This window comes from Microlunatus sp. M237 (assembly GCF_056896895.1).
This window is the reverse complement of sequence record NZ_JBXHBL010000001.1, coordinates 1,026,212-1,052,804: the sequence shown is the minus strand read 5'-3', so window position 1 is coordinate 1,052,804 and position 26,593 is coordinate 1,026,212. Positions and strand designations below refer to the sequence as shown.

The window sequence follows — 26,593 nt, the reverse complement described above, 5'->3', positions numbered from 1 at the left end:
CGGGCCGCACCGAGCGCTGAGTAAGGCTATCCTTACTCGCCAGCGCAGCGACCGAGCCAGAGGAACCAACTTGTCCCAGCCTTCTCCACGCAAGCGCGTGGCCCGCAGTGCGACCGTGGTCCGGACCGAGCAGCTCACCCCGGACATGGTCCGCGTGTTCTTCACCGGTGAGGATCTCCGGGGGCTGCCCGAGCTCGCCTACACCGACCACTACGTGAAGATTCTCTTTCCGCCGCGGGGGGCGGACTATCGGTGGCCGTTCGACCCCGAGGCGATCCGGGAGACCGAGCCGGCCGAGCGGTGGCCGGTCACCCGTACGTACACCATCCGCTCCTTCGACCGGGCCCGCAACGAGCTGGCCATCGACTTCGTGCTGCACGGCGACACCGGACTCGCTGGCCCGTGGGCTGCGCAGGCCCAGCCCGGCCAGACCATCGGCTTCTTCGGCCCCGGCGGTGCGTGGGCGCCGTCGCCGGATGCCGACACGTTCTTGCTGGTCGGGGACGAGGCCGCCATCCCTGCGATCGCGACCGCACTCGAGTGGTTGCCCGCCGACGCGCGGGCCGACGTCTATCTCGAGGTTGCCGGCGCCGACCACCACCAGCCGCTGCCGGTGACGTCGCGGACCACCGTGACCTGGGTGCACCGCGACGAGCACGGCCTCGGCTACGGCGAGGCGCTGACGGCGACCGTACGTGCGGCCGAGCTGCCGCCGGGTCGGTGTGAGGCGTTCGTGCACGGCAACGCGGAAATGGTCAAGGCCCTGCGTCGCTATCTCTTCCTCGAGCAGGGTCTCGAGCGGTCCCGGGTGTCGATCTCCGGTTACTGGCGTACCGGCCTGACCGAAGATCGCTGGCAGGCGACCAAGGGCGAGTTCACCAAGGCGATGGAGGAGGAGGAGGCCGCCGCTGCCGCGAGCTGATCGGGCGCCCGCGCGGTCAGCGGCGGCTCATTCCGCGGCAGCTTGTGCGGGGTGGCCTTATCCTTACCGGTGAACCGGGGCCCGAAGAGCCCGGCGATCGAGTCCGCGCGACCGACGAGGGGACACGTTGATGACCGGCGAGCTGGGGCAGTGGCGGGCGACCTACTCGCCCGGTGACTGGATCGTGCTGTCCGGGCCCACGTCCTTGGTCGTGTTGGAGCCGGCCTCGGAGGATTGGTCGTCTCTGGTCGGCACCCTGTGGGACGAGGTGCTTGCCTCCGCCTCGATCACCGAGGTCGCGGCGCGGCTGGCCACATATCGGATCGACACCATGCCGAGTTTCGCTGCCTTCTTCTGGACCGGCGACGGGATGCGCTCGTTGGTCCGGGGCGCGGTGACGGTTCGCGACCTGGTCGATGGCCGGGTCGTGGCCGACGGTGATGGGGTCCAGACCTGGAGCGAGATCGGGCTGCGCGGCGTGGACCAGGTGCGGGTCGACCTGGAGCATGCCGACGACCCGACGCCGATCGAGCTGCCGGTCGTCATCGGCGCCGTGTTGGCATCCTCGGTCGTGCTGGACGCCCGGGTGGAGTCGCGGGTCACCTCGCCGCAGGCCGCCGGCCCAGCGTCCGCCGAGCTCACCACCCCGGTGAGCGACCTCGGATTCGGCGAGTCCGAGCACGTTGTCGGCGAGGACGGCGAGGACACCGAGCCGTTCGACGTTGAGGCCGACCACGCCGCCGATCCCGTCCCACCACCGGGTGCGATCGAGGAGCTGGGCGCCGAGACCGACTGGCCTGACTGGGCGGGCGGCACCTCGGCGCCGCCCGGTGCCGGCGGTCCGGAGCAGGAGAACGCCGACACCGAGCTGATGGCGCTGCCACCCACCGCGCAGCTGCCGCCGGCGGCCGCCGACCTCGGGATGGCCGGCGAGTCACTCATCTTGGCGGCGTTCTGTCCGCAACAACACACCAACCCGCCCAGGGCGGGCCACTGCCGCCTCTGTGGCAGCCCCATCCCGCCGCAGAGCCCGCGGCTGGTCACCGTGCCGGTGCTGGCCCGGCTCCGGGGTCCCGACGGCGTCGCCGTCGACGTGGACCGGCCGGTGCTGGTGGGCCGCGCGCCGACCAGTGACCGGAGCGAGGCAATGGACCCGCGGCTGATGTGGGTGCCCAGTCCCAGCCACGACATCAGCCGGACGCACGTGCAGGTGGCGCCCGACGGCTGGCAGGTCGCGGTGACCGACCTGCATTCCACCAACGGGACCCTGCTGGTGCCGGCTAGTCCGGGCGACCCGCCCCGACGACTGGAACCCGGGGTGGCCGTCGTGGTCGAACCCGGATCCGTGCTCGAGATCGGCGACGGCGTCGCCCTGGTCGTCGAGGCGCCCCGGTGACCCCCGGACCCGACGGCCGCACCCCAACGACCTGCTGATCTCTCCGACCGAAGACCCGAACGTCCGCCGATAGGAGCAACGTCTCATGTACTCCACCCAGCCAGTGCCCCAGCCCTCGCCCCAGCTGCGGAACACCGGCCTGCCACCGGGCGTGGAGCCGGGCGGCCTCGGCAGACGTTTCGTCGCCCATCTGATCGACTCGCTGGTGCCGGCCGTGGTGATCGGGATCTGCCAGGCCATCGCCCTCACCGTCGACACCACGACGGCCATTGTGGTGCTGGCCATTGTCCAGACGCTGGTGTCGCTGGCCTGGTTCGTGCTGGTGTGGTGGATGTTCGCCACCAAGGCCGCCGGTCCGGGGATGCGGCTGATGAAGCTGCAGCTCGTCGGTCTCGCCGACGGCCGGCCGATCGGCTGGCTGCGGTTTCTGCTTCGCGCCCTGGTGGTGGGCGTCCTCACCGGCAGCGGGCTCGGCGTGATCGTGATGGTGGTCCTGCTGCTGCAGAACCCGCGTCGTCAGGCGCTGCAGGACCTGGCCGTCAGCTCGGTGGTGATCAAGGAACGGGTGCTCGCTCCGCCGCAGGCGCGGCCTGACGTCGCGCGCGAGTCGCTGCCCAGCCAGTCCACGCCGAGCGGCGGCTCGCAGCCGATCTACGGCCCACGGACCAGCCCGTACGCCGCTCAGCTCGAGGAGCCCGCCACCACCGGCGCGCCGGTCGGTGGCTATCCCGAGCAGCAGCAGGCGCCGCCGGCGAGCGCAGGGGCGCACCCGGCGCACCCGGACTCCCGACTGCTGCCGGCTCCCGCCCCGACCCCGACACCGGTTCCGACCCCGGCCGCGCCGGTTGAGGTCGACCACCGACCACTCGACGAGGGGTGGGTGGCGCGGTTGGATGACGGGCGCGAGCTGCCGATCACCGGCCTGGTGCTGCTGGGTCGCAACCCGCAGGGTCGTCCGGGCGAGGATGACGCGGAGCTGATCAAGCTCGCCGACGAGACCCGGACAGTGTCCAAGACCCACCTCGCGCTGGGCGTCGACGCCAACGGCATGTACGTGATGGACCGAGGCTCCACCAACGGGTCGACCGTGACCGACGCCACCGGGGTCTCGACCCCCTGCCCGCCCGGGGACCTGGTCCAGGTCAGCGCGGGAAACATCGTGTCGCTGGGGGACCACTGGCTGGAGATCGTCCGGGTCGACTGAGGCAGTAGGGTCAGGCCATGCTGCTTTCGGATCGCGATATCAAGGCAGAGGTCAGTGCCGGTCGCATCGGGCTCGATCCGTACGACCTGGAGATGGTGCAGCCCTCCAGCATCGACGTACGCCTCGACCGCTATTTCCGCGTCTTCGAGAATCATCGCTATCCGCACATCGACCCGGCCGAGGAGCAGAGCGAGCTGACCCGTCCGGTCGAGCCGGCCGAGGGCGAACCGTTCATCCTGCATCCCGGCGAGTTCGCGTTGGGCTCCATCTATGAGGTCGTCACGTTGCCCGACGACGTTGCCGCCCGGGTCGAAGGCAAGTCCTCCCTCGGCCGGCTCGGTCTGCTCACCCACGCGACGGCCGGGTTCATCGACCCGGGATTCTCCGGGCACGTGACCTTGGAGCTGTCCAACGTGGCCACCCTGCCGATCAAGCTGTGGCCGGGGATGAAGATCGGCCAGCTGTGCTTCTTCCGGCTCACCTCGCCCTCGGAGCACCCTTACGGGTCCTCGGTCTACGGTTCGCGCTACCAGGGTCAGCGTGGGCCGACGCAGAGCCTGTCGCACCTGAACTTCCACCGCACACCGATCTGATCCCGGCGCCGGGGGCGCACCGATCTGATCCCGGCGCCGGGGGCGCACCGATCTGATCCCGGCGCCGGGGGCGCACCGATCTGATGATCAGGCTCGATAGATCGCGATCTCGCCGGAGGCCGTACGCGCCCGGATGGAGACGAACGGCTCGCCGCCGGAGGGCTCGGCGCTCGGCTCCAGTGCGATCCGGATCCGGCCGCTGATCGAGTTCAGGTCCAGCCAGGCCGGCAGGTCGTCGGCCACCCCGACCGTCAGTGAGCCCGAGGCCGACCGGAGGTCGACCGAGCCGCTGGTGGACGGCACCGAGATGTCGCCCGAACCCGAGCTGGCTTGCAGGGCCGCCCCATGGAGGGTACGGATCACCACGTCACCCGAGCCGGACTTGGCCGAGACCGGGCAACGGGCGACCTCCACGGTGACGTCGCCGGACCCCGACGACAGCCGGGCGCCGCTGCCGTCGAGCTCGCCGATCCGCATGTCTCCGGACCCGCAGGAGCAGGTCAGGTCGACGGCCCGATCGACCACGACGTCTCCGGAACCGGTGACGATCTTGCACCGCTCGGCGGCGGCCGTGATGGTCACGTCGGCGGAGCCGGTGGTCACGTCGTAGGTCAGGCCGGGCGGGACGCCGAGCCGCATCCGGATCCGCGAAGAACGCCCGGCGTGGTTCGGCACCTCGATCCGGAGCCGGTCGCCGTCCTGACGTACCTCAATGGCATCGAGGAGGTCGGAGTCGTCCGCGTTGAGGCTGCCCTCCACACTGTTGGCGGCGGGTCCGGCCTCGACGGCGATGGAGCCCGAGCCCACGCCGACGACACTGACGTGGCGGATGTTGTCCAGGACGAAGCTGCGGACGCTCACTTGACCCACCCCTGCACCTTGCCGCCGATGCTGCGATCCCGGTTCCGAGCAGAGCGACGCTCCTCCTTGTTGCCGCCGAACACGCCACCCGCCCCGAACACGCCGCCGGGACCGAACACACCGTTGGGTCCGAACGGGCCGTCGTCGCCGAAGATCGGCGGGACCGGTGGGACCGGCGGCACCGGCGGTACCGGTCCGGTGTCGCCCCGGCGACGGTCGCCGAGGGCGTCCATCACGGCACGGAGCAGCCAGGCGTTGGTCGAAATGCCGTCCGCGTCGGCCATCTCGTCGACCTTGGCCTTGACCGAGGCTGGCATCCGCAGGCTGATCCGCGCCACCGGCTCGTCGTCGAGGTCGGGCTCCGGGTCGGTCGGCGGGGCGGCGTCCGGCTCGGGGTGGGGGAGCAGCAGCGTCGGCTCCGCGCCGGGCGGCGGCAGCTGCACCACGAGCTCTGGATTCTGGCCGACCATCCGCACCTCGACCGAGGCCGGGGCCAGGTCGGCGCTGATACTGCCGGCTGCGTCGGAGAGCGCCGAGATGAGGGCCAGCCGGGTCGATGACTCGATCGCGGTGCCCAGGCGGTGCGCCACTTGCTGGGTGTTGTCGTCGGCCAGGGACGCGGCGTTCGCCACGCCCTGACGCACCGACTCGAGATACGGAGAAAGGTCCATGACGCCAGCATGACATCAGAATGGCGTCATGACAAGCGGTAGTGACATCACGGCGATGAACGGTGGACGGACTCCAGCAGTAGTTGAGCCACATCGAGCACCTCGACCGACGCCGGGGCCGAGCCGTCCGCCTGCTTGGCGGTCAGTCCGTCGGACAGCATCACCCGGCAGAACGGGCAGCCGGTGGCGATCGCTGCGGGGGTCGCGCCGGCGCCGGCGGCACGCAGGGTGGTCAGCGCCTCCTCGGTCCGGTCCAGGTTGATCCGGGTGCCGATTTTCTCCTCCATCCACATCTGCGCGCCGCCCGCGCCGCAGCAGAACGAGGTCTGGCGGTTGCGTGGCATCTCGGCCACGGTGGCGTCGGGAAGGACGGTGAGCAGGTCACGCGGCGGGTCGTAGATCTCGTTGTGCCGGCCGAGGAAGCAGGGGTCGTGATAGGTGATGGTGCGCCCGGCCACCGAGCCCGAGGGCGGCGCCACCGGGGTCAGGCGACCGTCGCGGACGAGCCGGTTGAGCAGCTGGGTGTGGTGCACCACCTCCAGCTCGACGCCGATCTGCGGATACTCGTTCTTCAAGGTGTTGAGGCAGTGCGCGCAGGTGGTGACGACAGCCTTGGCCTTGGCCTGGGTGAGGGTCTCGGCGTTCTCCAGTGCGAGCTGCTGGAAGACGAACTCGTTGCCCGCTCGGCGGGCCGGGTCTCCGCTGCAGGTCTCACCGTTGCCGAGTACGGCGTACGAGACGCCGGCGGTGTTCAGCAGCTCGGCCACCGCCTGGGTGGTCTTCTTCGCGCGGTCCTCGTACGCTCCGGCGCAGCCGACCCAGAACAGGTAGTCGACGCTGGTCAGGTCCTCGAGGTCCTCCCCCACCACGGGGACATCGAACGGGAGACCTTTGGCCCAGTCCATCCGACCGCGGGCGCTCATGTTCCACGGGTTGCCCTTCGACTCCAGTCCCTTGAACAGAGCGTTGAGCTCGCTGGGGAACTCCGACTCCATCATCACCTGGAAGCGCCGCAGGTCCATGATGTGGTCGACGTGCTCGATGTCGACCGGGCACTGCTGGACGCAGGCCCCGCAGCTGGTGCACGACCACAGCACGTCCGGGTCGATGATGCCGGCCAGTCCGTTCTCCACCTGGATCGGTCCGACGAGTGGGCGGGCAGCCTCGGTCCGAACCGCCTCGGGCAGGTCTTCGCGGGCCGCCTCGGCTGCCTGCAGGTATGGCGCTTTCGCGTACGCGTGGTCACGAAGGTCCATCACCACCAGCTTGGGCGACAGCGGCTTCTGGGTGTGCCACGCCGGGCACTGGCTCTGGCAGCGGCCGCACTCGGTGCAGCTGGTGAAGTCCAGCAGTCCTTTCCAGGTGAAGTCCTCCACGCGACCGACTCCCAGCGCGGAGTCCTCGTCGAGGTCCTCGATGTCGGTGAAGTCGACCTGCTTGCCCTCGACGACCAGCGGCGCGAGGGCGCCGAGAGCCGGCTTGCCGGAGGACTCCCGCTTGAACCAGATGTTCGGCCAGGCGGTGAAGCGGTGCCAGGCGACGCCCATGGTGGTGTTCAGGCCGATGGTCGCGAACCAGGCCATCGAGATGACGATCTTCACGGCAGCCACCACCACGATGGCGAGCTCCAGACCGCCGGCCGGCAGGCCTGGCGGCAGCAGGAACCAGGTCAGGGGGAAGTGCAGCCGCGACGTCTCGGCGCCGAGCAGCTGATATTCCAGCGCCCGAAGCGCAAGCACGCAGACCACGATGCCGAGGATCGTCCACTCGACGTAGAGGCCCTGCCAGGTGCGCGAGCCGAAGAAGCGGGACTGTCGGCCGGATCGGCGGGCGACGAACCGGGTCGCCATCAAGAACGCGATGGAGCCCAGCCCCAACCAGGCGATCAGCTCACTCGCCCACTCATAGACCAGCCAGTGGCCGATGAGCGGCAACGCGAAGCGGGGGTCGAAGAGCTGGCCGTACGCGGTGACGAGGGTGAAGAACAACGCGCCGAACGCGACGAACACGAACCAGTGGGCGATGCCGACCCGGGTCCACTGGAGCATCCGGGTGTGGCCCAGGGTCTCGGCGAGCAGGTGCTTCCAGCGGGCGAGCTTGTCGTCGGTTCGCCCGAGAACCGGCCGGCCGAGCCTGACCACGCCCACGATCGAAGCCGCGGCGCGGGCGAAGAGAGCGACACCCACCACCGAGACGGCGAGGGCGACGACGATGGCGACGATCTTCACGTGCGGCTCCATCCGGGATCGGGCGAGCTCCGCGCTCCGCGTCGCAGCTCTGCCCACACGCTAGTGCCTGGCGTCATGCCGGCAGACACGGCGCCGGGCCAATGTTACCAGCGGGTAACTTGGGCCCCGCCGGTCAATCGGAGGCCACGCCGGGCGACCTCCTCGAATTGTCAGAACTGGCGACTAGGGTCGAAGTGACCCTCCACCAGTGGGTTCGCTGCGCCGTGCGTGGTCGACGGCAGACGAAGATGGAGTTCGGTGTGATCGAGTTCGAGTCAGTGAGCAAGACGTTTCGAGACGGTACGACCGCGGTGGTCGACCTGAACCTGACAGTCCCTTCGGACAAGATCACCGTGATCGTCGGTCCTTCCGGCTGCGGCAAGACGACGACGCTGCGGATGATCAACAGGATGATCGAGCCCTCCAGCGGTCGGCTGCTCTGGGACGGTGCGCCACTGCGCTCGAAGCGCAAGACCGCGGTCCGCCGTCAGATGGGCTACGTCATCCAAAGCGGTGGCCTGTTCCCGCACCGGACGGTGCTGGAGAACATCGGCACGGTGCCCGGCCTGCTGGGCTGGGACAAGACCAAGGCGCGGCGCCGGTCGCTGGAGCTGCTCGACAGCGTCGGTCTGGACCGCAAGCAGGCCGACCGCTTCCCGGCTCAGCTCTCCGGTGGCCAGCAGCAGCGGGTCGGCGTGGCGCGGGCACTGGCCGCGGACCCGCTGGTGATGCTGATGGACGAACCCTTCTCTGCGGTGGATCCGGTCGTCCGCGCCGAGCTGCATGAGCTCTTCCTCGGTCTGCAGCGCCAGCTGAGCAAGACCATCGTGCTGATCACCCACGACATCGACGAGGCCATCAAGCTCGGCGACCAGGTCGCGATCCTCCGCGTCGGCGGCCACCTCGCCCAGGTGGGCACCCCGCAGCAGCTGCTGGACGAGCCGGCGGACGACTTCGTGGAGGGATTCGTCGGCAGGGACCGCGGCTATCGCGCGTTGTCATTCCTGTCCGCCGGCAACCTGTCGCTCGGCCGGGTCAAGGTGGTCCGGGACCCCGAAGCAGCCTCGCCCGGCGAACCGCACCTGGTGGTCGACGCCGACGCCCGACCGCTCGGTTGGGTCGACGTCCACCGCTCAGGTCAGCTCTATGCGCTCGGTGCCACGTTCGACCCCGAGCACGACACGCTCCGGTCCGCGCTGGACGCGGCTCTGACCTCCCCGGTCGGCCTGGCCGTCGCGGTGTCGTCGGCCACCGGCCGCTACGCCGGGGTGGTCACCGCGGCCGACATCTTGTCCCAGGTCACCGACGCCCGGGTCGCCGTTGCCGAGTCGGTCTCGATCCGCGAGGCGGAGCAGGCCGCGGCTGCCGCCGGTCCGGCCCAGGACTCCGCGCCGCAGGGCCCTGCCGACGAGTCAGGTGCCCAGGACAGCGCGGACAAACCGGACGAGGGCGAACCGGACGAGGCAGACCAGGTCACCATGGTGCGAGAGCAGCCGATCATGGTGCCCGCCGACGGGTCCGCTGACGTCGACGGGCCCGGTGCCGATGCGGCGCTCGCCGAGGACGACGCGACGGATGAGAGCCCTGCCGCGGACGACGCCGACGAGCAGGACGAGGCCGGCTCCGCACCCGCCGACGACACCCCGACCACGATCAGACCCGCCGGCTCGCACCAGCTCGGTTCGGCTGAGGACGAGCAAGAGGGCGAGCACGCCGAGGGCGAGCACAGCGACGCTGAGCAGGCAGCGGGGACGAGGACCTCGTGATCGACTGGATCCGCAACGAGTCCTTGAACTGGGACTGGTTGGAGCGCAACCGGGCCATGATCGGCCAGCTCACGCTGGAGCACTCCATCCTCGCCGTGCTGCCGGTGCTGGTCGCCTTTGTGATCTCCATCCCGCTGGGCTATCTGGTGTTTCGGACCAAGAAGGCGGCGAACTTCCTGCTGGCGGTGTTCGGCGTCATCTATTCCATCCCGTCGCTGGCGCTGTTCGTCGTCATGCCGATCGTGCTCGGCACGGGCATCCTGAGTCCGATCAACATCGCCGTGGCACTCACGATCTATTCCGTCGCCCTGCTCGTCCGCAGCGTGGTCGACGGCCTCCGGTCGGTGCCCGACGACGTCAAGCAGTCTGCGTCCGCCATCGGCTACGGCGGCTTCCGTCGGTTCTTCACCGTCGAGCTGCCGCTCGCCATGCCCGTCATCTTCGCCGGCCTCCGGGTGGTCACGGTGTCCAACATCGCCCTCGTCAGCGTTGGGGTGGTGATCGGCCTGGGCTCGCTCGGCAAGCTGTTCGACATCGGCTTCAACCGCGACTTCTACACCCCGATCATCGTCGGACTGGTGCTGACCGTTGTGCTCGCCCTGATCGCCGACGCCATCATCTTGTTGATCCAGCGCGGGGTGCTGCCCTGGGCGCGAGGGAAGCGGATCGCATGAACCTCCTGGACTATCTCCTCGATCCGCAGAACTGGCGGGGCGACGGCAGCATCACCACCTACCTGGTGCAGCACCTCTACTACACCGCCTTGGCGGTGGTGCTCGCCGCGGTCATCGCCATCCCGCTCGGCATCCTCATCGGGCACACCCGGCGCGGCTCCTTCGTGGTGATCGGCACCAGCAACGCCGCCCGGGCGATCCCGAGCCTTGGCCTGCTGGTGCTCGTCGTCCTGCTGCTGGGCACCAACCTGGCGCCGATTGTGCTGGTCCTCGGGGTGCTCGCCATTCCGCCGATCCTGACCGCGACCTCCGCCGGTGTGGCCGGCGCCGACCCGGAAGCGGTGCACGCGGCCCGCGCCATGGGCATGACCGGTGGACAGATCGTCCGCCAGGTGGAGTGGCCGCTTGCGCTGCCGCTGGTCGTCTCCGGTCTGCGCAGCGCGACTCTGCAGGTGGTGGCCACCGCCACGGTGGTGGCGTTCACCCCGAGCGGCGGCCTCGGCCGGCTGCTGGTCGACGGTCAGCGCAGTCAGAACTATCCGGAGATGTTCGCCGGAGCCCTGTTGATTGCGGTGTTGGCTATCGTTCTAGACGTCATCATCGGCGGTCTCGGCTACGCGGCGGGTCGGCGGGCTCGTCCGAAGCGCAGGACCTCCCCGGCCACCGTCGCGGCTGCTGCCTGACCCAGTCCGAACTCCTGAACGGAGCACCATGAGATTCAAGCAGATCCTCGTCACCGCCAGCGTCGCGGTGACCACCCTCGCTCTCGCCGCCTGCGGCGGTGGCAGCGACCCGCTCGGCAGCACGTCCTCCTCGCCCTCGGACTCGGCCGCCTCCGGCCCTGTCGTGGTGGGCTCGGCGAACTTCACCGAGAACCAGATCCTGGCCGAGCTCTACGCCCAGGCCATGAAGGCGAAGGGTGTCGACGCCAGCACCAAGCTGAGCATCGGCTCCCGTGAGGTCTACATCAAGGCCCTGCAGGACAAGTCCATCGCCGTGGTGCCCGAATACACCGGCAACCTGCTGACGTACTTCGACAAGAACGCCACCGCCACTACGGCCGCCGAGCTCGAGACCGCTCTGCCGGAGGCCGTCGGCGAGCTCAAGGTCGGCAAGGCGTCCAAGGCCGCCGACCAGGACGTCTATGTCGTCACCAAGGAGTTCTCCGAGCAGAATGGGATCACCTCGCTGGCCGACCTCAAGAAGGTCTCGGCGAACTCGGTCCTCGGCGGACCTTCGGAGCTGAAGGACCGGCCGTACGGTCCTTCGGGTCTGGAGTCCATCTACGGGGCGAAGTTCAAGGAGGTCAAGGCCTACGACTCGCCGCCGATCAAGGTCAAGGACCTCAAGGAGGGCAAGATCCAGGTCGGGGAGTTCTTCACCACCGACAGCGCCATCGGCGACAACGGGTTCGTCCCGCTTGAGGATCCTCAGGCGATGATCCTGCCGCAGAACGTCATCCCGCTGATGTCGGCCGACGTGGGCGGCAACGCCACAGCGGTGGCGGCCATCGAGGCTGTGCAGGACGCGCTGACCACCGAGGACCTGATGGCGTTGAACAAGAAGGTCGACGTCGACCAGATGGACCCCGACCAGGTGGCCACCGAATACCTGACCACCAAGGGTCTGATCTGACCTCTAGGCGGGGAGGCCCCGGGCCCGTAGTCTGAGCGCACGCTCGGGGCGTGCCTGGTTGGAGGACCCGTGTCGTCAGTTCGTTCTGCCCCCCGGTCCCTGCGGATCGCGGCGTTGGCGCTGCTGGTATCCATCAGTGGACTCGGCCTGTCCGGTGTGCATCCGCAATCGGCTGCGGCCGACCCGTCGATCAAGATCACTCGGGTGGTCGAAGGGCTGAACATCCCCTGGGACCTCACCTGGGTCGGCGACCTGATGCTCTACGACCTGCGGGGCGGGCAGCTCTGGTCCAAGCGTGGTTCCGCCGCCCCACGGCGAGTGGGCCTCGCGTTGCCGCCCACACTGGTCAGCAGTGAAGGCGGCCTGCTCGGACTGGTGGCCGACCCGGCAGCGGCCACGAACAAGATCTTCTACACCTGTCAGACCACCGACGAGGCGACCGACAACGTCCAGGTCCGCCGCTGGCGGTTGACGTCGGACACGACTGCGGTGGCCGACGGCACGAACCCGCTGGTCCGCGGCATCCCGGTCAGCAACGGGCGACACAGCGGCTGCCGGCTGCGGTTCGGTGCCGACGGCTTCCTTTACATCGCGACCGGGGACGCGGCACAGGGCACCAACCCGCAGAACCTGAGCTCGCTCGGCGGCAAGGTGCTGCGGATCAGGTCCAACGGGACCATCCCCACCGACAACCCGTTCTACGGTCGCGGCGGCAACGCCCGCTACGTCTGGACGTACGGACACCGCAACCTGCAGGGTCTTGCCCTGCGACCGGGCACCAGCGAGCTGTGGACGGCGGAGCACGGCAGCGGCCGCGATGACGAGGTCAACCTGATCCGACGCGGCGGCAACTACGGTTGGGACCCCGTCCCCGGCTACGACGAGAGCACGCCGATGACGGATCTGCAGAAGTTCCCGAACGCGGTCCGGGCCAAGTGGTCCTCCGGCAACCCGACCATCGCGACCAGTGGTGCCGGCTTCCTCACCGGTCAGGCGTGGGGACGATGGCAGGGCGCTCTGGCGGTCGCGGTGCTCAAGGACAACGGGGTCCGGCTGCTCTTCCTCGACGCGGGCGGCAACGTGGCCAAGGTGGAGAAGCTGGCGGCGGCCCAGGGCTACGGCAGGATCCGCACCGTCCAGCAGGGTCCCGACGGCGCGCTCTACTTCACCACCTCCAACGGGGGCGGCAACGACGTCATCGCCAAGATCACCCCGTCCGCACCGCTGCCCGCGTACCGGGCCGGGATGGACGTCTCCCCGGTCGGGGTGTCGGCGGCCCGTACCGGCACGCAGCTCTATCTCTTCGTTCGCAGCACCGACGACCGCGTCTACTACAAGCGGAGCACCGACGACGGCACCACCTGGGGCGGCTGGGCCGACGCCGGGGTGACCAGCAGCAGCGCGCCGTCGGTGACGTCGTCGGCGGCGGGACGAATCGACCTGATGACGCGCAGCGCCAGCGGGTCGGTGGTGCACACCTGGTGGCTGAACGGCACCCGTGCCGGTCAGCGGGACCTCGGCGGCTACGTCAGCGCCGCCCCCACCGCGTCGTCGGTCGGCGATGGCACCCTGGACGTGTACGTCCGCGGCTCCGCCCCGTACGGGGCCGCGCGCAAGCACTACGCGAACGGCGCCTGGTCGGGCTGGCAGCAGCTCGGTGGCGTCTTCACCTCAGCGATCGGCGCGTCGGCGAACGTGTCCACCAAGGTCACCACGCTGACCGGTCGCGGCACCGACGGCTACGCCTTCGAGCGGACCGTGACCGCCACCGCCAACGGCTCGAGCTGGGTTCGCCGACCGGCGCTCACGCTGTGGTCGGCGCGGGCCCTGGGTGACACCCGCACCGGGGTCGGCCTGGTCGGTGTGTCCAGCGGGTCCGACCGCAACGCCGTGGTCGACCGTGGCGCCCAGGTGCAGGCGATCAGTGCCTATTACAACTCGGCGGCCGATGTCGTGACCCGCGAGAACGGCACCTGGATCATGTTCGGCAGGTCCAGCAACGGGTCGGTCTACCTCTACGACGCCCGCCCCGGGCAGTATCGCAACGTCAACCTGGGCGGCATCGTCCGCTAGCTGCGGCTCGATCGATGCCGGCCCATCGATGCCGGGTCAGTCCGCGTCGGGGACCGCGGGCACCTCGGCGCCGTTGCGCTCGTCCCGGTCAGCCCACTCCAGCAGCTCCGCCAGCCGGTACGGGTGCTCGTCCAGCTCGGCGTGCAGGTCGCCGATCTTGGCGTACCGCTTCGGCATCGTGGCGATGGTGAAGTCACCCGGCTCGGCGTCGCCGATCTCGTCCCACCGCAACGGCGCGGAGACGATGCCCTCGGGCGTACCGCGGACCGAGTAGGCGCTGGCGATGGTGTGGTCCCGGGCGTTCTGGTTGAAGTCGACGAAGATCGAGGCCGGATCGCGGTCCTTGCGCCACCAGGTCAGATCCACCAACCCGCCGGCGCGGCGCTCCACCTCCCGGGCGAAGGCCAACGCGGCCCGGCGCACGTCGCCGAAACCGTGCTCGGGCACGATCCGGACATAGATGTGCAGACCCTTGCCGCCGGAGGTCTTCGGGAAGCCGACGGCTCCGAGCTCGGCCAGCACCTCCTGGGTGATCGACGCCACCTGCCGTACCTCGGCGTAGCCGGCCTGCGGCATCGGGTCGAGATCGATCCGCCACTCGTCCGGAACCTCGACGTCGTCGCGGCGGGAGTTCCAGGGGTGGAACTCCACCGTCGACATCTGCACAGCCCAGATCACGTCGGCGGGATGGCTCACGCACAGCTCGTCGGCGTGCCGGTTGTAGCGCGGAAAGTGAACCCGGACGGTCTCCACCCACTCCGGCGCGCCCTTCGGCAGCCGCTTCTGGTGCACCTTCTCACCGTCCACCCCGTCGGGGAAGCGGTGCAGCATGCAGGGGCGGTGGTAGAGCGCGTTGACGATCCCGTCGGCGACAGATAGGTAGTACCGGGCAAGGTCGAGCTTGGTCTCCCCCCGCGCCGAGAAGTAGACGCGGTCGGGGTTGCTGATCTTGACCACCCGGTCGCCGACCTCGAAATCGATCCGCTCTGCCACGGCATGAGCGTAGCCCGAGGCGGCGGCCCGGGTGCCGCTGAGCGCCAACCGGGTCGACGCCGCGCGGGTCTGTCGTTCCCGACAGTTACGCTCACCCGATGGACGTGCTGCTGGTGTCGGACGACGGCGTCGTGCAGCTGGCTCGATCGGACCGCCCCGATGCGCCGCCCGAGGTGGTCTCCTGGGACGACCTGCCCGAGCGGGTCCGCGCGCTGGAGGCGCACAGCCCGCGGTGGGTGTGGGCGGACACCACCACCTTCGCGCCGTTCCTGCTCGACCACGGCATCCGGGTACGCCGGGCGTACGACCTCCGGCTCGGGCACGCGATCCTGCGGCGGTCGCGCTATCTCGCCACGCCCTTGCCACCGGACCCGCGCTGGCGGACGGCCGACGCCGTCCCGGCCGAGACCGAGCCGAGCCTGCTCGACCTGCCGGGGGCGGCCGACGACCTGCCGATGGCCGAGGTGGCGGCGCAGCTGGACCAGCAGAACGCCGCCGTGGCGACGTCACCGCAGGCCGGTCGGCTACGGCTGCTGCTGGCGGCGGAGTCGGTCGGTGCCCTGATCGCGGCGGAGATGAAGCACGTCGGGCTGCCATGGGATGAGCAGGTCCACGATCGGCAGCTGACCGCGCTGCTGGGCCCGCGGCCGGTGGGTGGCGGACGCCCGGCGCGGCTGGAGCAGCTGGCGGCCACGGTCCGCGAGCTGCTCGGCGCCCGCACCCTCAACCCCGACTCCCAGCCGGAGCTGCTGCGGTGCCTGCGTGCGGCCGGCATCGAGGTGGAGAGCACCCGGCAGTGGGAGCTGGAGCGGGTGGAGCACCCGGTGATCGCCCCGTTGCTGGAATACAAGAAGCTCAACCGGGTGCTGACCGCCAACGGCTGGTCCTGGATGCGTTCCTGGGTCCGGAACGGGCGGTTCCACCCCGACTACCTCCCGGCCGGCGTGGTGACCGGTCGGTGGGCCACCCGGGGCGGGGGTGCGCTGCAGCTGCCCAAGCAGCTGCGCTCGGCCGTCGTCGCCGAGCCCGGTCACAAGCTGGTGGTGGCCGACGCCGCCCAGCTGGAGCCCCGGGTCCTGGCTGCCATGTCACGCGACGAGGCGATGGCCCGGGCCAGTCGGCGGGGTGACCTCTATCAGGCCCTGGTCGACGACGGCGTGGTCGACACCCGACCGCATGCGAAGGTCGCGATGCTGGGCGCCCTCTACGGCGCGACCTCCGGCGAGGGCGGCCTGCTGATGCCGCGGCTGCTCAAGGCGTACCCGACCGCGACCGGGTTGGTGGAGGAGGCCGCACGGATCGGCGAGCGGGGCGGGGTGGTGACCACCTGGCTCGGCCGCAGCTCACCGGAGCCGCCCGCCGCCTGGCACGCGACACAGGCTCGCGCCGGTGAGCTGGAAGCCGGGATCGCCGACCAGCGCCGAGCCCGGCAGCAGGCCCGCGACTGGGGGCGGTTCACCCGCAACTTCGTCGTCCAGGGCACCGCCGCCGAGTGGGCGCTGTGCTGGATGGCGGACCTGCGCCAACGGCTGGCGCAGCTGTCGGACAGCGGTGCCGGCGGACGGGCCGAGCTGGTCTACTTCCTGCACGACGAGGTGATGGTGCACACCCCGGCCGACCTCGCCGACCAGGTCACCGAGGCGGTCCGGGCGGCGGCCGCGACAGCGGGACGGCTGATGTTCGGCACCTTCCCGGTGGAGTTCGCCCTCGGGATCGCCTGCGTGGACGACTACGGTCAGGCCAAGGACTGACCCGGCATACGCGGATCGCCCTCAGGGCCCGAAGGCTCAGCGTGCCTTGAGCCAGGCCAGCACGGCCAGCACCCGGCGGTTGTCGGCGCCCACATCGGGCAGACCGATCTTGGCGAAGATGTTGGACACGTGCTTCTCCACCGCCCCGGCACTGACCACCAGCGCCGAGGCGATGGCTGAGTTGCTGCGGCCCTCGGCTATCAGCGCCATCACCTCGCGCTCCCGCGCCGTCAACCGGGTCAGCGGGTCGGAGCGGCGCGAGACCAGCAGCTGCGCCACCACCTCGGGATCGAGCACCGTGCCGCCGGTGTCGATGCTCCGCAGTGCGTCGGCCAAGGTGTCCAGTGAGGTGACCCGGTCCTTGAGCAGATAGCCCACCCCGCCGCGTCCGTCCGAGAGCAGGGCATCGGCGTACGAGAGCTCGATGTAGGCCGACAGCAGCAGCACGCCCAGCTGGGGTTGCTCGGCGCGGACCTGCACCGCCGCCCGCAGGCCGTCGTCGGTCATGGTCGGCGGCATCCGGATGTCGATCACCGCGACGTCGGGGCGGTGCTCGGTCACCGCCGCGACCAGCGACGGTGCGTCCTGCACCGCCGCCACGACGCTGCAGCCGACCTCGGTCAACAGCCGGACCAGGCCCTCCCGCAGCAGGACCGAGTCGTCGGCCACCACTACCCGCACCGGCCCGCCTCGCTTCGCTGTCGGCTCATCGGCGGATCGCCGGAAGCGTGGCGCTGATGCGGGTCGGACCGCCGGCGGGGGAGGAGACCGCCAGGGTCCCGTCCACGCCGGAGAGCCGGTGCACCAGCCCCGCCAAGCCGTGTCCCTTGGCCACCGAGGCGCCGCCGACCCCGTCGTCGGACACCTTGACCACCGCCGTGTCGCCGACCTGCCACACCTCGATCGAGCAGTGGGTGGCACCGCTGTGCTTCTCCATGTTGGCCAGTGACTCCGCGATCACGTAGTAGGCAGCGGTCAACGCGGTCTCGCTCACCTCGATCGGGGTGACGTCCACCACGGTCGGGACGCTGCCGCCGGCGGCCAGGGCGGTGACGGCAGCCGACAGACCCTGCTCGGTCAGGATGGGCGGGGCGATTCCGCGGGACAGGGTGCGGATCTCGCTGAGCGCGTCCTGCGACTGGCGCAGGGCATCGCCCAGCATCGAGCGCGCCTCAGCCGGGTCGGAGTCCATCCGGCGCTCGGCGGCGGTGATGTCCATCCCGAGGCGGACCAGGCGCTGCTGGGGGCCGTCGTGCAGGTCGCGCTCCAGCCGCCGCAGGGTGTGCAGCTCCGCGTCGCCCGCGGCGGCGCGGCTGACGGTGAGGTCGCTGACTTGCTGGCGCAGGGCGGACGTCTCGTCGACCAGTAGCGCGCGAGCGATACCACGATGGACCGTCACCAAGCCGTGGATCAGCCACGGCGCTGTCACCAGGCAGAGCGAGCCGAGCGCGGTGTTGATCGCCACGTCGGCGAGATGTCCCGGATAGCCCAGCAACTGGGCCAGACCCTCGCTGCCGGCCGGCAGGAACTGACTCCAGTACCAGTACGTGAGCCCGCCGATCGCGCTGGCGAGCCAGCTGATGGCCAGCGGGAAGGTGACCAGGCTGAGGACGAAGGCCACCAGCACGTGCAGCAGGTCGCGCCAGGACTGACCGTAGGCCAACCGCCGCAGCCGACCACGAAGGCCAGTACCGCCGACGGGGTAACGGGGCCGCGGTAGGGGGGCGTACCCGGCGTGCTCCAGCAGGCTGCGGTGGAACCGGGCGAACCCACCGGCCACCCTCGCGGCGGCGACCAGCACGAACAGGCCGATCACCGCCCAGGACAGCGACAGGCCCAGGACGAACACCGGCAGGCAGACGACGAACCCGGCCACCGAGACGAAGAAGGCCGACACCAGATAGCCCAGGTCGCGCCCGGTACGGGCGATCAGGTTGCCGGTGGGCGTGGAGGCGAGATAGCCGCCGGGGGGCGAGTCGATGTCCGGCGGATCGCTGCTCACCAGGTCATTGTGGCCTGTCATGGGCATGCTCGCATCGAGGATTGAGTGGGGATGGGTTGCAGTCGTTGAGGTCATGTCTCCACCCTGGCCACCGGGCCGGGGCGCAACCATCCGGCCGGCAGCCCGAAGTGGGGTGGGGATAACCCCACCAGTCACCTTCCCGGCCGCGGCTGAGAAACCGGTTCCCCAGCGTGGCGTCGGTCGCACTTTCCAACGGCGGGATGCACAGCAGTGGCGACGAGCAGGTCCCTTGACACCGCAGATGGAGGTTGATAGAAAGCGGTTACCGCACGATCCACCGCGGTGCTGTCCGTCGATGCCGGCCTGTTCTCGGGACTGTCACCACTGCGCGGCACCGTTCGACAGGAAGTGAAGGTCAATGACGACTCATCATCCGGCGATCACTCGTAGGGCGGCCCTGGGCCTGGGACTCGGCGCCACGGCGGCCCTGGCACTCACGACAGCCGGCTGCGGCGGCGACAGCGGTGGCGCGGGCGCCGGCGGCAAGGTCGAGCAGCGCTTCACCTGGTGGGGCAACGACACCCGCAACGCCAATACGCAGGCCATCATCGAGGCGTACCAGAAGGAGAACCCGGACGTCACCATCAAGCCGGAGACGGGCGACTGGTCGGGGTACTGGGACAAGCTGGCCACTCAGGTGGCGGCCAACGACGCCCCCGACATCATCCAGATGGACGAGAAGTACATCCGGGAGTACGGCGGCCGCGGGGCTCTGCTCGACCTGTCCAAGTACGGTGTCGATACCGCCAAGTTCGCCCCCGGTACGGTCGAGGCGGGGCAGAGCGCCGACGGGCTGATGGGGCTGAACGCCGGCATCAACGCGCCGGTGATCCTGGCCAACCCAAAGGTCTTCGCGGCGGCCAAGATCGAGCTGCCCGACGACAAGACGTGGACCTGGACCGACTTTCGCGACATCGCCGCAGAGCTGACGGCGAAGAGCCCGACCGGTACGTTCGGCACCGGGTCGCCGATGTCCAACGACGCCGCCATCGGGGCGTGGCTGCGCCAGCACGGCAAGGCCCTGTTCACCGATACCGAGCTCGGGTTCGCGCCCGCCGACATCGCTGAGTGGTTCGACTACAACATGGAGCTGATCCGCGGCAAGGGACTGCCGCCCGCTGACACCATCGTCGAGGATTCCGGCAAGGCACTCGACCAGAGCTCTTTCGCCACCGGCAAGCTCGGGTTCGGCTTCTTGTGGTCCAACCAGGTCAACGCGCTCGACAAGACCACCGGGGAGGACCTGGTGATCCTCCGCTACCCGAGCACGACGGGCGAGGCCGGTGGCGCCAACCTCTGGTACAAGGCGTCGATGTTCTGGTCGGCGTCGGCCCGGACCAAGAACCCGGAGGCGGCCGGCAAGTTCATCAGCTTCCTGGCCAACTCGCGGACGGCCGGAGAAGCCGGGCTGACCGAACGCGGTGTGCCGCCGAACCTTGAGGTCCGCGAGGCGATCGCGCCCAAGCTGGGTGCGTCTGACAAGAAGGTCATCACGTTCTTGGACACGATCGAGCCGGAGCTGGGTGAGGCACCGAAGCCGCCATTGGTCGGCACCGGCAACTTCCCCGACGTCGTCCTGCGCTACGCCCAAGACGTCATGTTCGGGCGACAGTCGTCGATGGACGCGGCCACCAAGCTGGTCGACGAGGTGAAGTCGAACATCTCCTCATGAGCTCCAGAGGCGAGCGCACCCAGCCGCGCTCGACGCGCGTCCTGCACCATCTGACCGGGAGGAAGCCATGAGCGTCATCGGCGAACTCAGCTCGATGCGACGGCCCAAGGGCCAGAAGCGGGCGGAGTTCAAGGAGAAGAACCCGGACAACAAGACGGCGTATGTGTTCCTCGCCCCGTGGCTGGTCGGGCTGTTCGCGATCACCCTCGGTCCAATGATCGCGTCGCTGTATCTGTCCTTCACCGACTACAACCTGATCCAGGCGCCGGAGTGGGTGGGCCTGGAGAACTTCACCCGGGCGGTGGGGGACGCGCGGCTGGCGAACTCGTTGAAGGTCACCTTCATCTACGTGTTCGTGTCGGTGCCGCTGCAGCTGGCGCTGGCGTTGCTGATCGCGTTGGTCCTGGACCGAGGGATGCGCGGCCTCGCCTTCTATCGCTCGATCTTCTACCTGCCGTCGCTGCTGGGCTCATCGGTCGCCATCGCCATCCTGTGGCGCCAGATCTTCGGCGGCGACGGCCTGGTGAACCAGCTGCTGGGGTACGTCGGCTATGCCTCGCCTCCCGGGTGGATCTCGAATCCGGACACGGCGCTCAGCACCATCATCCTGCTACACGTGTGGACGTTCGGCTCGCCCATGATCATCTTCTTGGCCGGCCTGCGGCAGATCCCACGGATGTACTACGAGGCCGCCGAGGTTGACGGTGCGGGCACCTGGACGCGGTTCCTGCGGATCACGATGCCGCTGTTGTCGCCGATCATCTTCTTCAACCTGGTGCTGCAGATCATCGGCGCCTTCCAGTCCTTCACCCAGGCGTTCATCGTCTCGGGCGGCAGCGGCGGCCCGTCGGACTCGACCATGTTCTACACGCTGTACCTCTACCAGAAGGGCTTCGCCCAGTTCGACATGGGTTACGCCTCCGCCTTGGCCTGGATCCTGGTCGTCATCATCGCCGCGTTCACGGCGATCAACTTCCTGGCCGCGAAGTATTGGGTGTTCTACGATGACTGACCTCGACAACCCCCGCTCCGCGTCGAACACCGCACCGGTCACCGATTCGCGACAGGCGATCGTCGAGCCCGACCGGCCGGGCGGCCGAGGCGGCGCTGGGGCGCGGATCCGCTCGGTCGTCAAGCATGCCGTGCTGATCGCCGCGGGCATCGTGATGCTCTATCCGCTGCTCTGGATGGTGGTGAGCTCGCTGCGGCCCAATGAGCTGATCTTCCGTCAGCCCGGCCTGTGGCTGACCACACTGGAGACGAGCAACTACAGCAACGGCTGGACCGCTCTGTCCGAGCCCTTCAGCCGCTACCTGCTGAACTCGGCCGTCGTGGTGGTCGGCTCCATCCTCGGGAACCTCTTCTCCTGTTCGCTGGCCGCCTACGCGTTCGCGCGGCTGCGGTTCCGCGGACGCAAACTGTGGTTCTCCGTCATGCTGCTCACCATCATGCTGCCCTTCCACGTCGTGGTGGTGCCGCAATACATCTTGTTCTCACAGCTGGGCTGGGTGAACACCTTCCTTCCGCTGGTGCTGCCGAAGTTCTTGGCCACTGACGCCTTCTTCGTCTTCTTGATGGTGCAGTTCATCCGCGGCATCCCCCGCGAGCTGGACGAGGCGGCCCGCCTGGACGGCTGCGGCCACGCCAAGATCTTCTGGCACGTGATGCTGCCGCTGATGGTGCCCGCGCTCGCGACGACGGCCATCTTCACCTTCATCTGGACCTGGAACGACTTCTTCTCGGCGCTGATCTATCTGACCTCACCGGACATGTTCACCGTGCCGCTGGCGCTGCGCTCGTTCATCGACTCCACCGGCGGCAGCAACTGGGGCGCCATGTTCGCCATGTCCATCGTCTCCCTGCTGCCAGTATTTCTCGCCTTCCTGTTCGGCCAGAAGTTCCTCATCAAGGGAATCGCCACCACCGGGATCAAGTGACCTGCCGCACACCTGGTGCGGGTCGGGCGAAGATTCGAGCGTGTCGAGGTTTACCGCGTAAACAGCGTGGGTACCCACGGCTTGACCGCAACCAGTTCCGCGCAGCACAGTCACGAGCTGTGTCCCACCGGACGCAAAGGGAGTAATCGTATGACGATCACGACGAGCCAGATCCAGGCGCTTGACCTCGACAACGGCAAGGTCCTCACCGAGCATGGCGACAAGATCGGGGGAGTTGGCCAGGTCTACGTCGACGACACCACCGGCGACCCGACCTGGGTGACGGTGAAGACGGGACTGTTCGGCACCTCCGAGTCGTTCGTGCCGCTCGAGGGGGCCCGCTTGAGCGGCAACGACATCGTCGTCACCTTCGACAAGGATCGGGTCAAGAATGCGCCCCGTGTCGATCCCGACGGCTCGCTCAGCCCCGAGGAGGAGGACCGGCTGTATTCGCATTACGGCATCGCAACCACCGGCGGCGCTGACTACGACACGACCACCAGCGGCACGACCACCAGCGGCACCGGCGATCCCACGGTGGGCACGGCTGGCGTGTCTGGGATCGGCCAGGACGACGTCGACTACGGCAGCACCGGTGACCGCACGGTCGGCAACGACCGGGGCACCGTCGGGCACGACACCTCCGGCCCGACGACCGACGAGGCCATGACCCGCTCCGAGGAGCAGCTCCACGTCGGCACCGAGCGGCGCGAGGCCGGCCGGGCCCGGTTGAAGAAGTATGTGGTCACCGAGCAGGTGACCCAGACCGTGCCGGTCAGCCACGAGGAAGTCCGGATCGAGCGCGAGCCGATCACCGACGCCAACCGAGGCGCAGCCGAGGACGGTCCGGCCATCAGCGAGGAGGAGCACGAGGTGGTCCTGCATGAGGAGCGCCCGGTGGTGGAGAAGGAGGCCGTGCCGGTCGAGCGCGTCCGGCTGGACAAGGAGACCGTCACCGAGAGCGAGACGGTCACCGACGAGGTCCGCAAGGAGCAGATCGACACCGACACCGAGGGTCGGACCCGCTGACGCCACCCGGCGTCTGCTGGGAGAGCTAGCAGGAAACAGACGGGGTCGTACGGCGCTGCCGTGCGACCCCGCTGCGCGTGGGCGCACCCGCGCTGCGCGGCCGAGGCCGATCAGCCGGCGGCCGAGCTCGCCGCCTGCGGCAGGGTGACGGTGAACTCGGTGTGGCCGGGTCGACTGGAGACGCGTACCGTCCCGGCGTGGGCCTCGACCACCGCGGCGACGATGGCCAGCCCGAGTCCGGTGCTGCCGCCCTCGCTGCCGCCTGCGGCCCGAACCCGGCTGGTGTCGGCCCGGGTGAACCGCTCGAAGACCTGGTGCTGGATCTCGTCCGGGATGCCGGGGCCGTCATCGGTCACGGTGATGATGGCCTGTCCGGCGCCGACGCTGAGCCCGGTCGCGACCCGAGTGCCCGGCGGGGTGTGTGTCCGTGCGTTCGCCAGCAGGTTGGCGACGACCTGATAGATCGGGTGCGGGTCGACCACGGCCTCCACCGGTTCCGGGGGCAGCCGCAGGGACCAGTGGTGGTCCGGCCCGGCCGCCCGCGCGTCGTTGACCGCGTTGATGACCAGCTCGGTCAGGTCGGTCGGTCGCCGGTCGAGCGCGGGCCCCGCGTCCAGCCGGGCCAGTAGCAGCAGGTCCTCGACCAGGGTGGACATCCGATCCGCCTCCGCCTCCACCCGCGACATCGCGTACGCCGCGTCGGGGGGCATCGCGTCTCGGCTCCGTCGGGTCAGCTCCGCGTAGCCCCGGATCGCGGCCAGCGGGTTGCGCAGCTCGTGCGAGGCGTCGGCGACGAACTGGCGAACCTTCATCTCACTGGCCTGCCGCGCGGCCAGAGCGCCGGCGACGTTGTTCAGCATGTGGTTGATGGCCTGTCCGACCTGACCGACCTCGGAAGTGGGATCGGCATCCGAGGGCGGCACCCGGACCGCCAGCGCCACCTCGCCGCGGTCCAGTTCCAGCTGGGACACCTGCTGGGCGGTTGCGGCGACCCGGCGGAGCGGTCGCAGACTCCGCTCCACCACCCGAGTCACCGCGGCCACGGTCGCGCCGATGGCGAGCAACGACAAGATCGACTCGAGCCCGACGAGGGCCAGCATCGTCTTGTCCACCTCCGACAACGGCACCCCGACCACGACGGTGCCATCGAAGATCGTGCCGCTGGTCTGGATCCGCCCCTGGTATGCCACCACGCGGTAGCGGCCCAGTTGCTCCAGTCGGATGGAACGCTTCCTCTGATCGGCCGGCACATCGCTCAGCTGCCCGGACACGGCCGCGCCCAGCTGCGGCGGGCTTCCCCGCTCGATCAGGATGCCGGACTGGATCGGAGTGCCGTCAGCGGCGAATGCCGCGTAGATGGTCCCGATCGGCTGACCGGGTTGCAGCAGTCCGTCACCGGGGCCGCGACTGCTGGAGCCGCCCGAGCGGCGCAGTCGGTCGGTGACCGCGTTCAGCTGGGTGTTGGTCTGGTTCATCAGCAGCTGCCACGTCGCCAGAGCGGTGGCGCTGCTGAGCAGGATGGCGACCACGGCGACCAGGGCTGTGACCCGCAGCACCAGCCGTCGTCCCAGCGTCCCGCCACCCATCGCCGAGGTCGGCGCGGGAGCGGGGTAGGGCAGGGGTGGACTCACTCCGCCGCCGGCCGGAGGACGTACCCCGCCCCGCGCATGGTGTGGATCATGGGCGGCCGGTCGGCGTCGATCTTCTTCCGCAGATACGAGATGTACAGCTCGACCACGTTCGCCTGGCCCCCGAAGTCGTAGTTCCAGACCCGGTCCAGGATCTGTGCCTTGCTCAGCACCCGGCGCGGGTTGCGCATCAAATAGCGGAGCAGCTCGAACTCAGTAGCTGTCAGATTGATCGGGACGCCGCCGCGGGTCACCTCGTGACTTTCCTCGTCCAGGGTCAGGTCTCCGACCACCAGGGTCGAGTCGCTCTTGGTGAGGGCGGCGCCGGTGCGCCGCAGCAGTGCCCGCAGCCGCGCGATGACCTCCTCGAGCGAGAACGGCTTGGTGACGTAGTCGTCGCCGCCGGCCGTGAGTCCGCTGATCCGATCCGCCACGGCGTCCTTGGCGGTGAGGAAGATGACGGGTACGTCCGGATCCTCGTTGCGGATACGGCGCATCACCTCCAGCCCGTCGAAGTCGGGCAGCATCATGTCGAGCACGATCGCGTCCGGCCGGGTCTCGCGCGCGGCTTTGACAGCCTCGGTGCCGGACGCCGCGGTGGTGACCTGCCAACCTTCATAGCGCATGGCCATCGAGAGCAGCTCGGTCAGGCTTGGCTCGTCGTCGACGGCGAGGATCCGGATGGGAGTCCCGTCGGGCCGCGTCAGCGGCGTCTTCGAGGTGTCGGTGCGGGGCATGCACCTAGCGTCGCACCGCAGTGTCGGTCGCGGCTATGGCGGACCTGTGCGGTTCTTGTGAAGGGTCAGACGCGGCTGGCGCTGGCCCGGTCGTGCGCCGGGTCGTCGGCCGGATCGTCCTCGGACTTGGTCCGCCGGAACAGCCGGTCGATCGACGCCCGGCCGGCGCCGAAGGCGACGAACAGCAGAGCCAGCAAGCCGAGCGCCACGTTGTACTCATACCCGCCGACCCACGCGCCCTGCTCGGTGGTGAGGTAGATGCCGCGGTAGTAGTTCGTGTAGCAGATGGTGAGGATCTGCTGGACCAGGACCGCGAGCGCCACCAGCGGGGTCAGTGCCCCGACGATGAGGAAGATGCCGCCGACCAGCTCGAGCACGATGGCGCCATAGACCGCGACCTCCGCGTACGGGGTGCCGAACTGGGTCAGATAGTCCACCTGGCTGGCGATACCCAGACCCTGCCAGCGCCGGTACCCGTGGGCGATCAGGATGCCACCCAGACCAATCCGGGCGATCAGCAGACAGAGGTCTCGAAAGACCTGCAAGAACTTGGCCATGACGTCTTTTCTCCTGTGGTCTGCCCGCGGTGGAACTGCGACCACGCTACGCACCCCAGCGGGTGGCGTCGGGGACCCCACGCCGTGACACCGCAGAGAACCGCGGCACCGAACGGGCTGTGACTGTCCGGCAAAGTTGAGTCAAGAAGACTCAACCCCAAAGTTGATAACAGGTGACTCATGGGGCATAGTTGAGTACAGGACGCTCAAGGTGGATACCACCGAGGGCACCATGGACTTGAA

General features: G+C 69.3%; 23 protein-coding genes. 14 read left to right on the top strand and 9 right to left on the bottom strand.

Annotation, left to right across the window (positions count from 1 at the left end; genetic code table 11):
* The first annotated feature begins 70 nt into the window (after nt 1-70).
* The 4 genes from AC1XX3_RS05035 to dcd all read left to right on the top strand — a co-directional run bounded on the left by AC1XX3_RS05035 (nt 71) and on the right by dcd (nt 4,115).
* The gene (locus tag AC1XX3_RS05035; RefSeq protein ID WP_483319971.1) at nt 71-922 is read left to right on the top strand and encodes a siderophore-interacting protein; all 852 of its coding nucleotides are present in this window, start codon (nt 71-73) and stop codon (nt 920-922) included.
* 130 nt (nt 923-1,052) lie between these two features.
* Nucleotides 1,053-2,318: an FHA domain-containing protein gene (locus tag AC1XX3_RS05030; RefSeq protein ID WP_483319970.1), complete on the top strand. Its 1,266-nt coding sequence runs from the start codon at nt 1,053-1,055 to the stop codon at nt 2,316-2,318.
* Between the two features lie 85 nt (nt 2,319-2,403).
* Nucleotides 2,404-3,522 carry an RDD family protein gene (locus tag AC1XX3_RS05025; protein WP_483319969.1) on the top strand — a complete coding sequence of 373 codons (1,119 nt, stop codon included), beginning with the start codon at nt 2,404-2,406 and terminating at the stop codon, nt 3,520-3,522.
* 17 nt (nt 3,523-3,539) lie between these two features.
* Nucleotides 3,540-4,115: a dCTP deaminase gene (gene dcd / locus AC1XX3_RS05020; protein WP_483319968.1), complete on the top strand. Its 576-nt coding sequence runs from the start codon at nt 3,540-3,542 to the stop codon at nt 4,113-4,115.
* An 87-nt stretch (nt 4,116-4,202) separates the two neighbouring features.
* Here the strand turns inward: dcd and AC1XX3_RS05015 are convergent, their stop codons facing one another.
* From AC1XX3_RS05015 to AC1XX3_RS05005, 3 genes are read right to left on the bottom strand one after another with little or no spacing between them, the layout of a single operon-like run.
* A complete protein-coding gene (locus AC1XX3_RS05015; protein WP_483319967.1) occupies nt 4,203-4,976 on the bottom strand; it encodes a DUF4097 family beta strand repeat-containing protein in 774 nt (257 codons plus the stop codon).
* Nucleotides 4,973-5,647, bottom strand: a complete 675-nt coding sequence (locus AC1XX3_RS05010) for a hypothetical protein (RefSeq protein WP_483319966.1) — start codon at nt 5,645-5,647, stop codon at nt 4,973-4,975. The genes AC1XX3_RS05015 and AC1XX3_RS05010 overlap by 4 nt, the downstream gene beginning before the upstream one ends.
* A gap of 47 nt (nt 5,648-5,694) precedes the next feature.
* Nucleotides 5,695-7,875 carry a (Fe-S)-binding protein gene (locus AC1XX3_RS05005; protein ID WP_483319965.1) on the bottom strand — a complete coding sequence of 727 codons (2,181 nt, stop codon included), beginning with the start codon at nt 7,873-7,875 and terminating at the stop codon, nt 5,695-5,697.
* A gap of 194 nt (nt 7,876-8,069) precedes the next feature.
* Between AC1XX3_RS05005 and AC1XX3_RS05000 the strand changes: the two genes are divergently transcribed.
* The 5 genes from AC1XX3_RS05000 to AC1XX3_RS04980 all read left to right on the top strand — a co-directional run bounded on the left by AC1XX3_RS05000 (nt 8,070) and on the right by AC1XX3_RS04980 (nt 14,023).
* A complete protein-coding gene (locus tag AC1XX3_RS05000) occupies nt 8,070-9,641 on the top strand; it encodes an ABC transporter ATP-binding protein (RefSeq protein WP_483319964.1) in 1,572 nt (523 codons plus the stop codon).
* Nucleotides 9,638-10,315, top strand: a complete 678-nt coding sequence (locus AC1XX3_RS04995; RefSeq protein ID WP_483319963.1) for an ABC transporter permease — start codon at nt 9,638-9,640, stop codon at nt 10,313-10,315. The genes AC1XX3_RS05000 and AC1XX3_RS04995 overlap by 4 nt, the downstream gene beginning before the upstream one ends.
* On the top strand, nt 10,312-10,998 hold the full coding sequence (locus AC1XX3_RS04990) for an ABC transporter permease (RefSeq protein ID WP_483319962.1): 687 nt from the start codon (nt 10,312-10,314) through the stop codon (nt 10,996-10,998). Before AC1XX3_RS04995 ends, AC1XX3_RS04990 begins: the two co-directional genes overlap by 4 nt.
* Before the next feature lie 28 nt (nt 10,999-11,026).
* The gene (locus AC1XX3_RS04985; protein ID WP_483319961.1) at nt 11,027-11,950 is read left to right on the top strand and encodes an ABC transporter substrate-binding protein; all 924 of its coding nucleotides are present in this window, start codon (nt 11,027-11,029) and stop codon (nt 11,948-11,950) included.
* A gap of 69 nt (nt 11,951-12,019) precedes the next feature.
* Complete coding sequence (locus tag AC1XX3_RS04980) at nt 12,020-14,023, top strand: PQQ-dependent sugar dehydrogenase (protein ID WP_483319960.1); 2,004 nt, start codon at nt 12,020-12,022, stop codon at nt 14,021-14,023.
* A 36-nt stretch (nt 14,024-14,059) separates the two neighbouring features.
* On the opposite strand, the gene ligD is transcribed toward AC1XX3_RS04980, so the two are convergent.
* Nucleotides 14,060-15,016, bottom strand: coding sequence for a non-homologous end-joining DNA ligase (gene ligD / locus AC1XX3_RS04975; RefSeq protein ID WP_483319959.1), 957 nt, complete (start codon nt 15,014-15,016; stop codon nt 14,060-14,062).
* Between the two features lie 98 nt (nt 15,017-15,114).
* On the opposite strand from ligD, the gene AC1XX3_RS04970 reads away from it, so the two are divergent.
* Complete coding sequence (locus AC1XX3_RS04970) at nt 15,115-16,767, top strand: bifunctional 3'-5' exonuclease/DNA polymerase (protein ID WP_483319958.1); 1,653 nt, start codon at nt 15,115-15,117, stop codon at nt 16,765-16,767.
* Between the two features lie 36 nt (nt 16,768-16,803).
* On the opposite strand, the gene AC1XX3_RS04965 is transcribed toward AC1XX3_RS04970, so the two are convergent.
* The gene (locus AC1XX3_RS04965) at nt 16,804-17,448 is read right to left on the bottom strand and encodes a response regulator (RefSeq protein ID WP_483319957.1); all 645 of its coding nucleotides are present in this window, start codon (nt 17,446-17,448) and stop codon (nt 16,804-16,806) included.
* A 25-nt stretch (nt 17,449-17,473) separates the two neighbouring features.
* Complete coding sequence (locus tag AC1XX3_RS04960; RefSeq protein WP_483319956.1) at nt 17,474-18,769, bottom strand: sensor histidine kinase; 1,296 nt, start codon at nt 18,767-18,769, stop codon at nt 17,474-17,476.
* Between the two features lie 379 nt (nt 18,770-19,148).
* Between AC1XX3_RS04960 and AC1XX3_RS04955 the strand changes: the two genes are divergently transcribed.
* The 4 genes from AC1XX3_RS04955 (at nt 19,149) to AC1XX3_RS04940 (ending at nt 23,428) form a co-directional block, all read left to right on the top strand.
* Nucleotides 19,149-20,462, top strand: a complete 1,314-nt coding sequence (locus AC1XX3_RS04955) for an ABC transporter substrate-binding protein (RefSeq protein WP_483319955.1) — start codon at nt 19,149-19,151, stop codon at nt 20,460-20,462.
* A 67-nt stretch (nt 20,463-20,529) separates the two neighbouring features.
* The gene (locus AC1XX3_RS04950) at nt 20,530-21,474 is read left to right on the top strand and encodes a carbohydrate ABC transporter permease (protein WP_483319954.1); all 945 of its coding nucleotides are present in this window, start codon (nt 20,530-20,532) and stop codon (nt 21,472-21,474) included.
* Entirely contained in the window at nt 21,467-22,399 is a 933-nt protein-coding gene (locus tag AC1XX3_RS04945; RefSeq protein ID WP_483319953.1) for a carbohydrate ABC transporter permease, read from the top strand. Before AC1XX3_RS04950 ends, AC1XX3_RS04945 begins: the two co-directional genes overlap by 8 nt.
* 150 nt (nt 22,400-22,549) lie before the next feature.
* On the top strand, nt 22,550-23,428 hold the full coding sequence (locus tag AC1XX3_RS04940; RefSeq protein WP_483319952.1) for a DUF2382 domain-containing protein: 879 nt from the start codon (nt 22,550-22,552) through the stop codon (nt 23,426-23,428).
* A 110-nt stretch (nt 23,429-23,538) separates the two neighbouring features.
* Here AC1XX3_RS04940 and AC1XX3_RS04935 read toward each other — a convergent pair whose 3' ends face one another.
* The 3 genes from AC1XX3_RS04935 to AC1XX3_RS04925 all read right to left on the bottom strand — a co-directional run bounded on the left by AC1XX3_RS04935 (nt 23,539) and on the right by AC1XX3_RS04925 (nt 26,350).
* Entirely contained in the window at nt 23,539-25,059 is a 1,521-nt protein-coding gene (locus AC1XX3_RS04935; protein WP_483319951.1) for a sensor histidine kinase, read from the bottom strand.
* Nucleotides 25,056-25,793, bottom strand: coding sequence for a response regulator transcription factor (locus AC1XX3_RS04930; RefSeq protein ID WP_483319950.1), 738 nt, complete (start codon nt 25,791-25,793; stop codon nt 25,056-25,058). The genes AC1XX3_RS04935 and AC1XX3_RS04930 overlap by 4 nt, the downstream gene beginning before the upstream one ends.
* 65 nt (nt 25,794-25,858) lie before the next feature.
* Nucleotides 25,859-26,350 (bottom strand): DoxX family protein, encoded by a 492-nt coding sequence (locus AC1XX3_RS04925; protein WP_483319949.1) that lies wholly within the window; start codon nt 26,348-26,350, stop codon nt 25,859-25,861.
* Between the last annotated feature and the right edge of the window lie 243 nt (nt 26,351-26,593).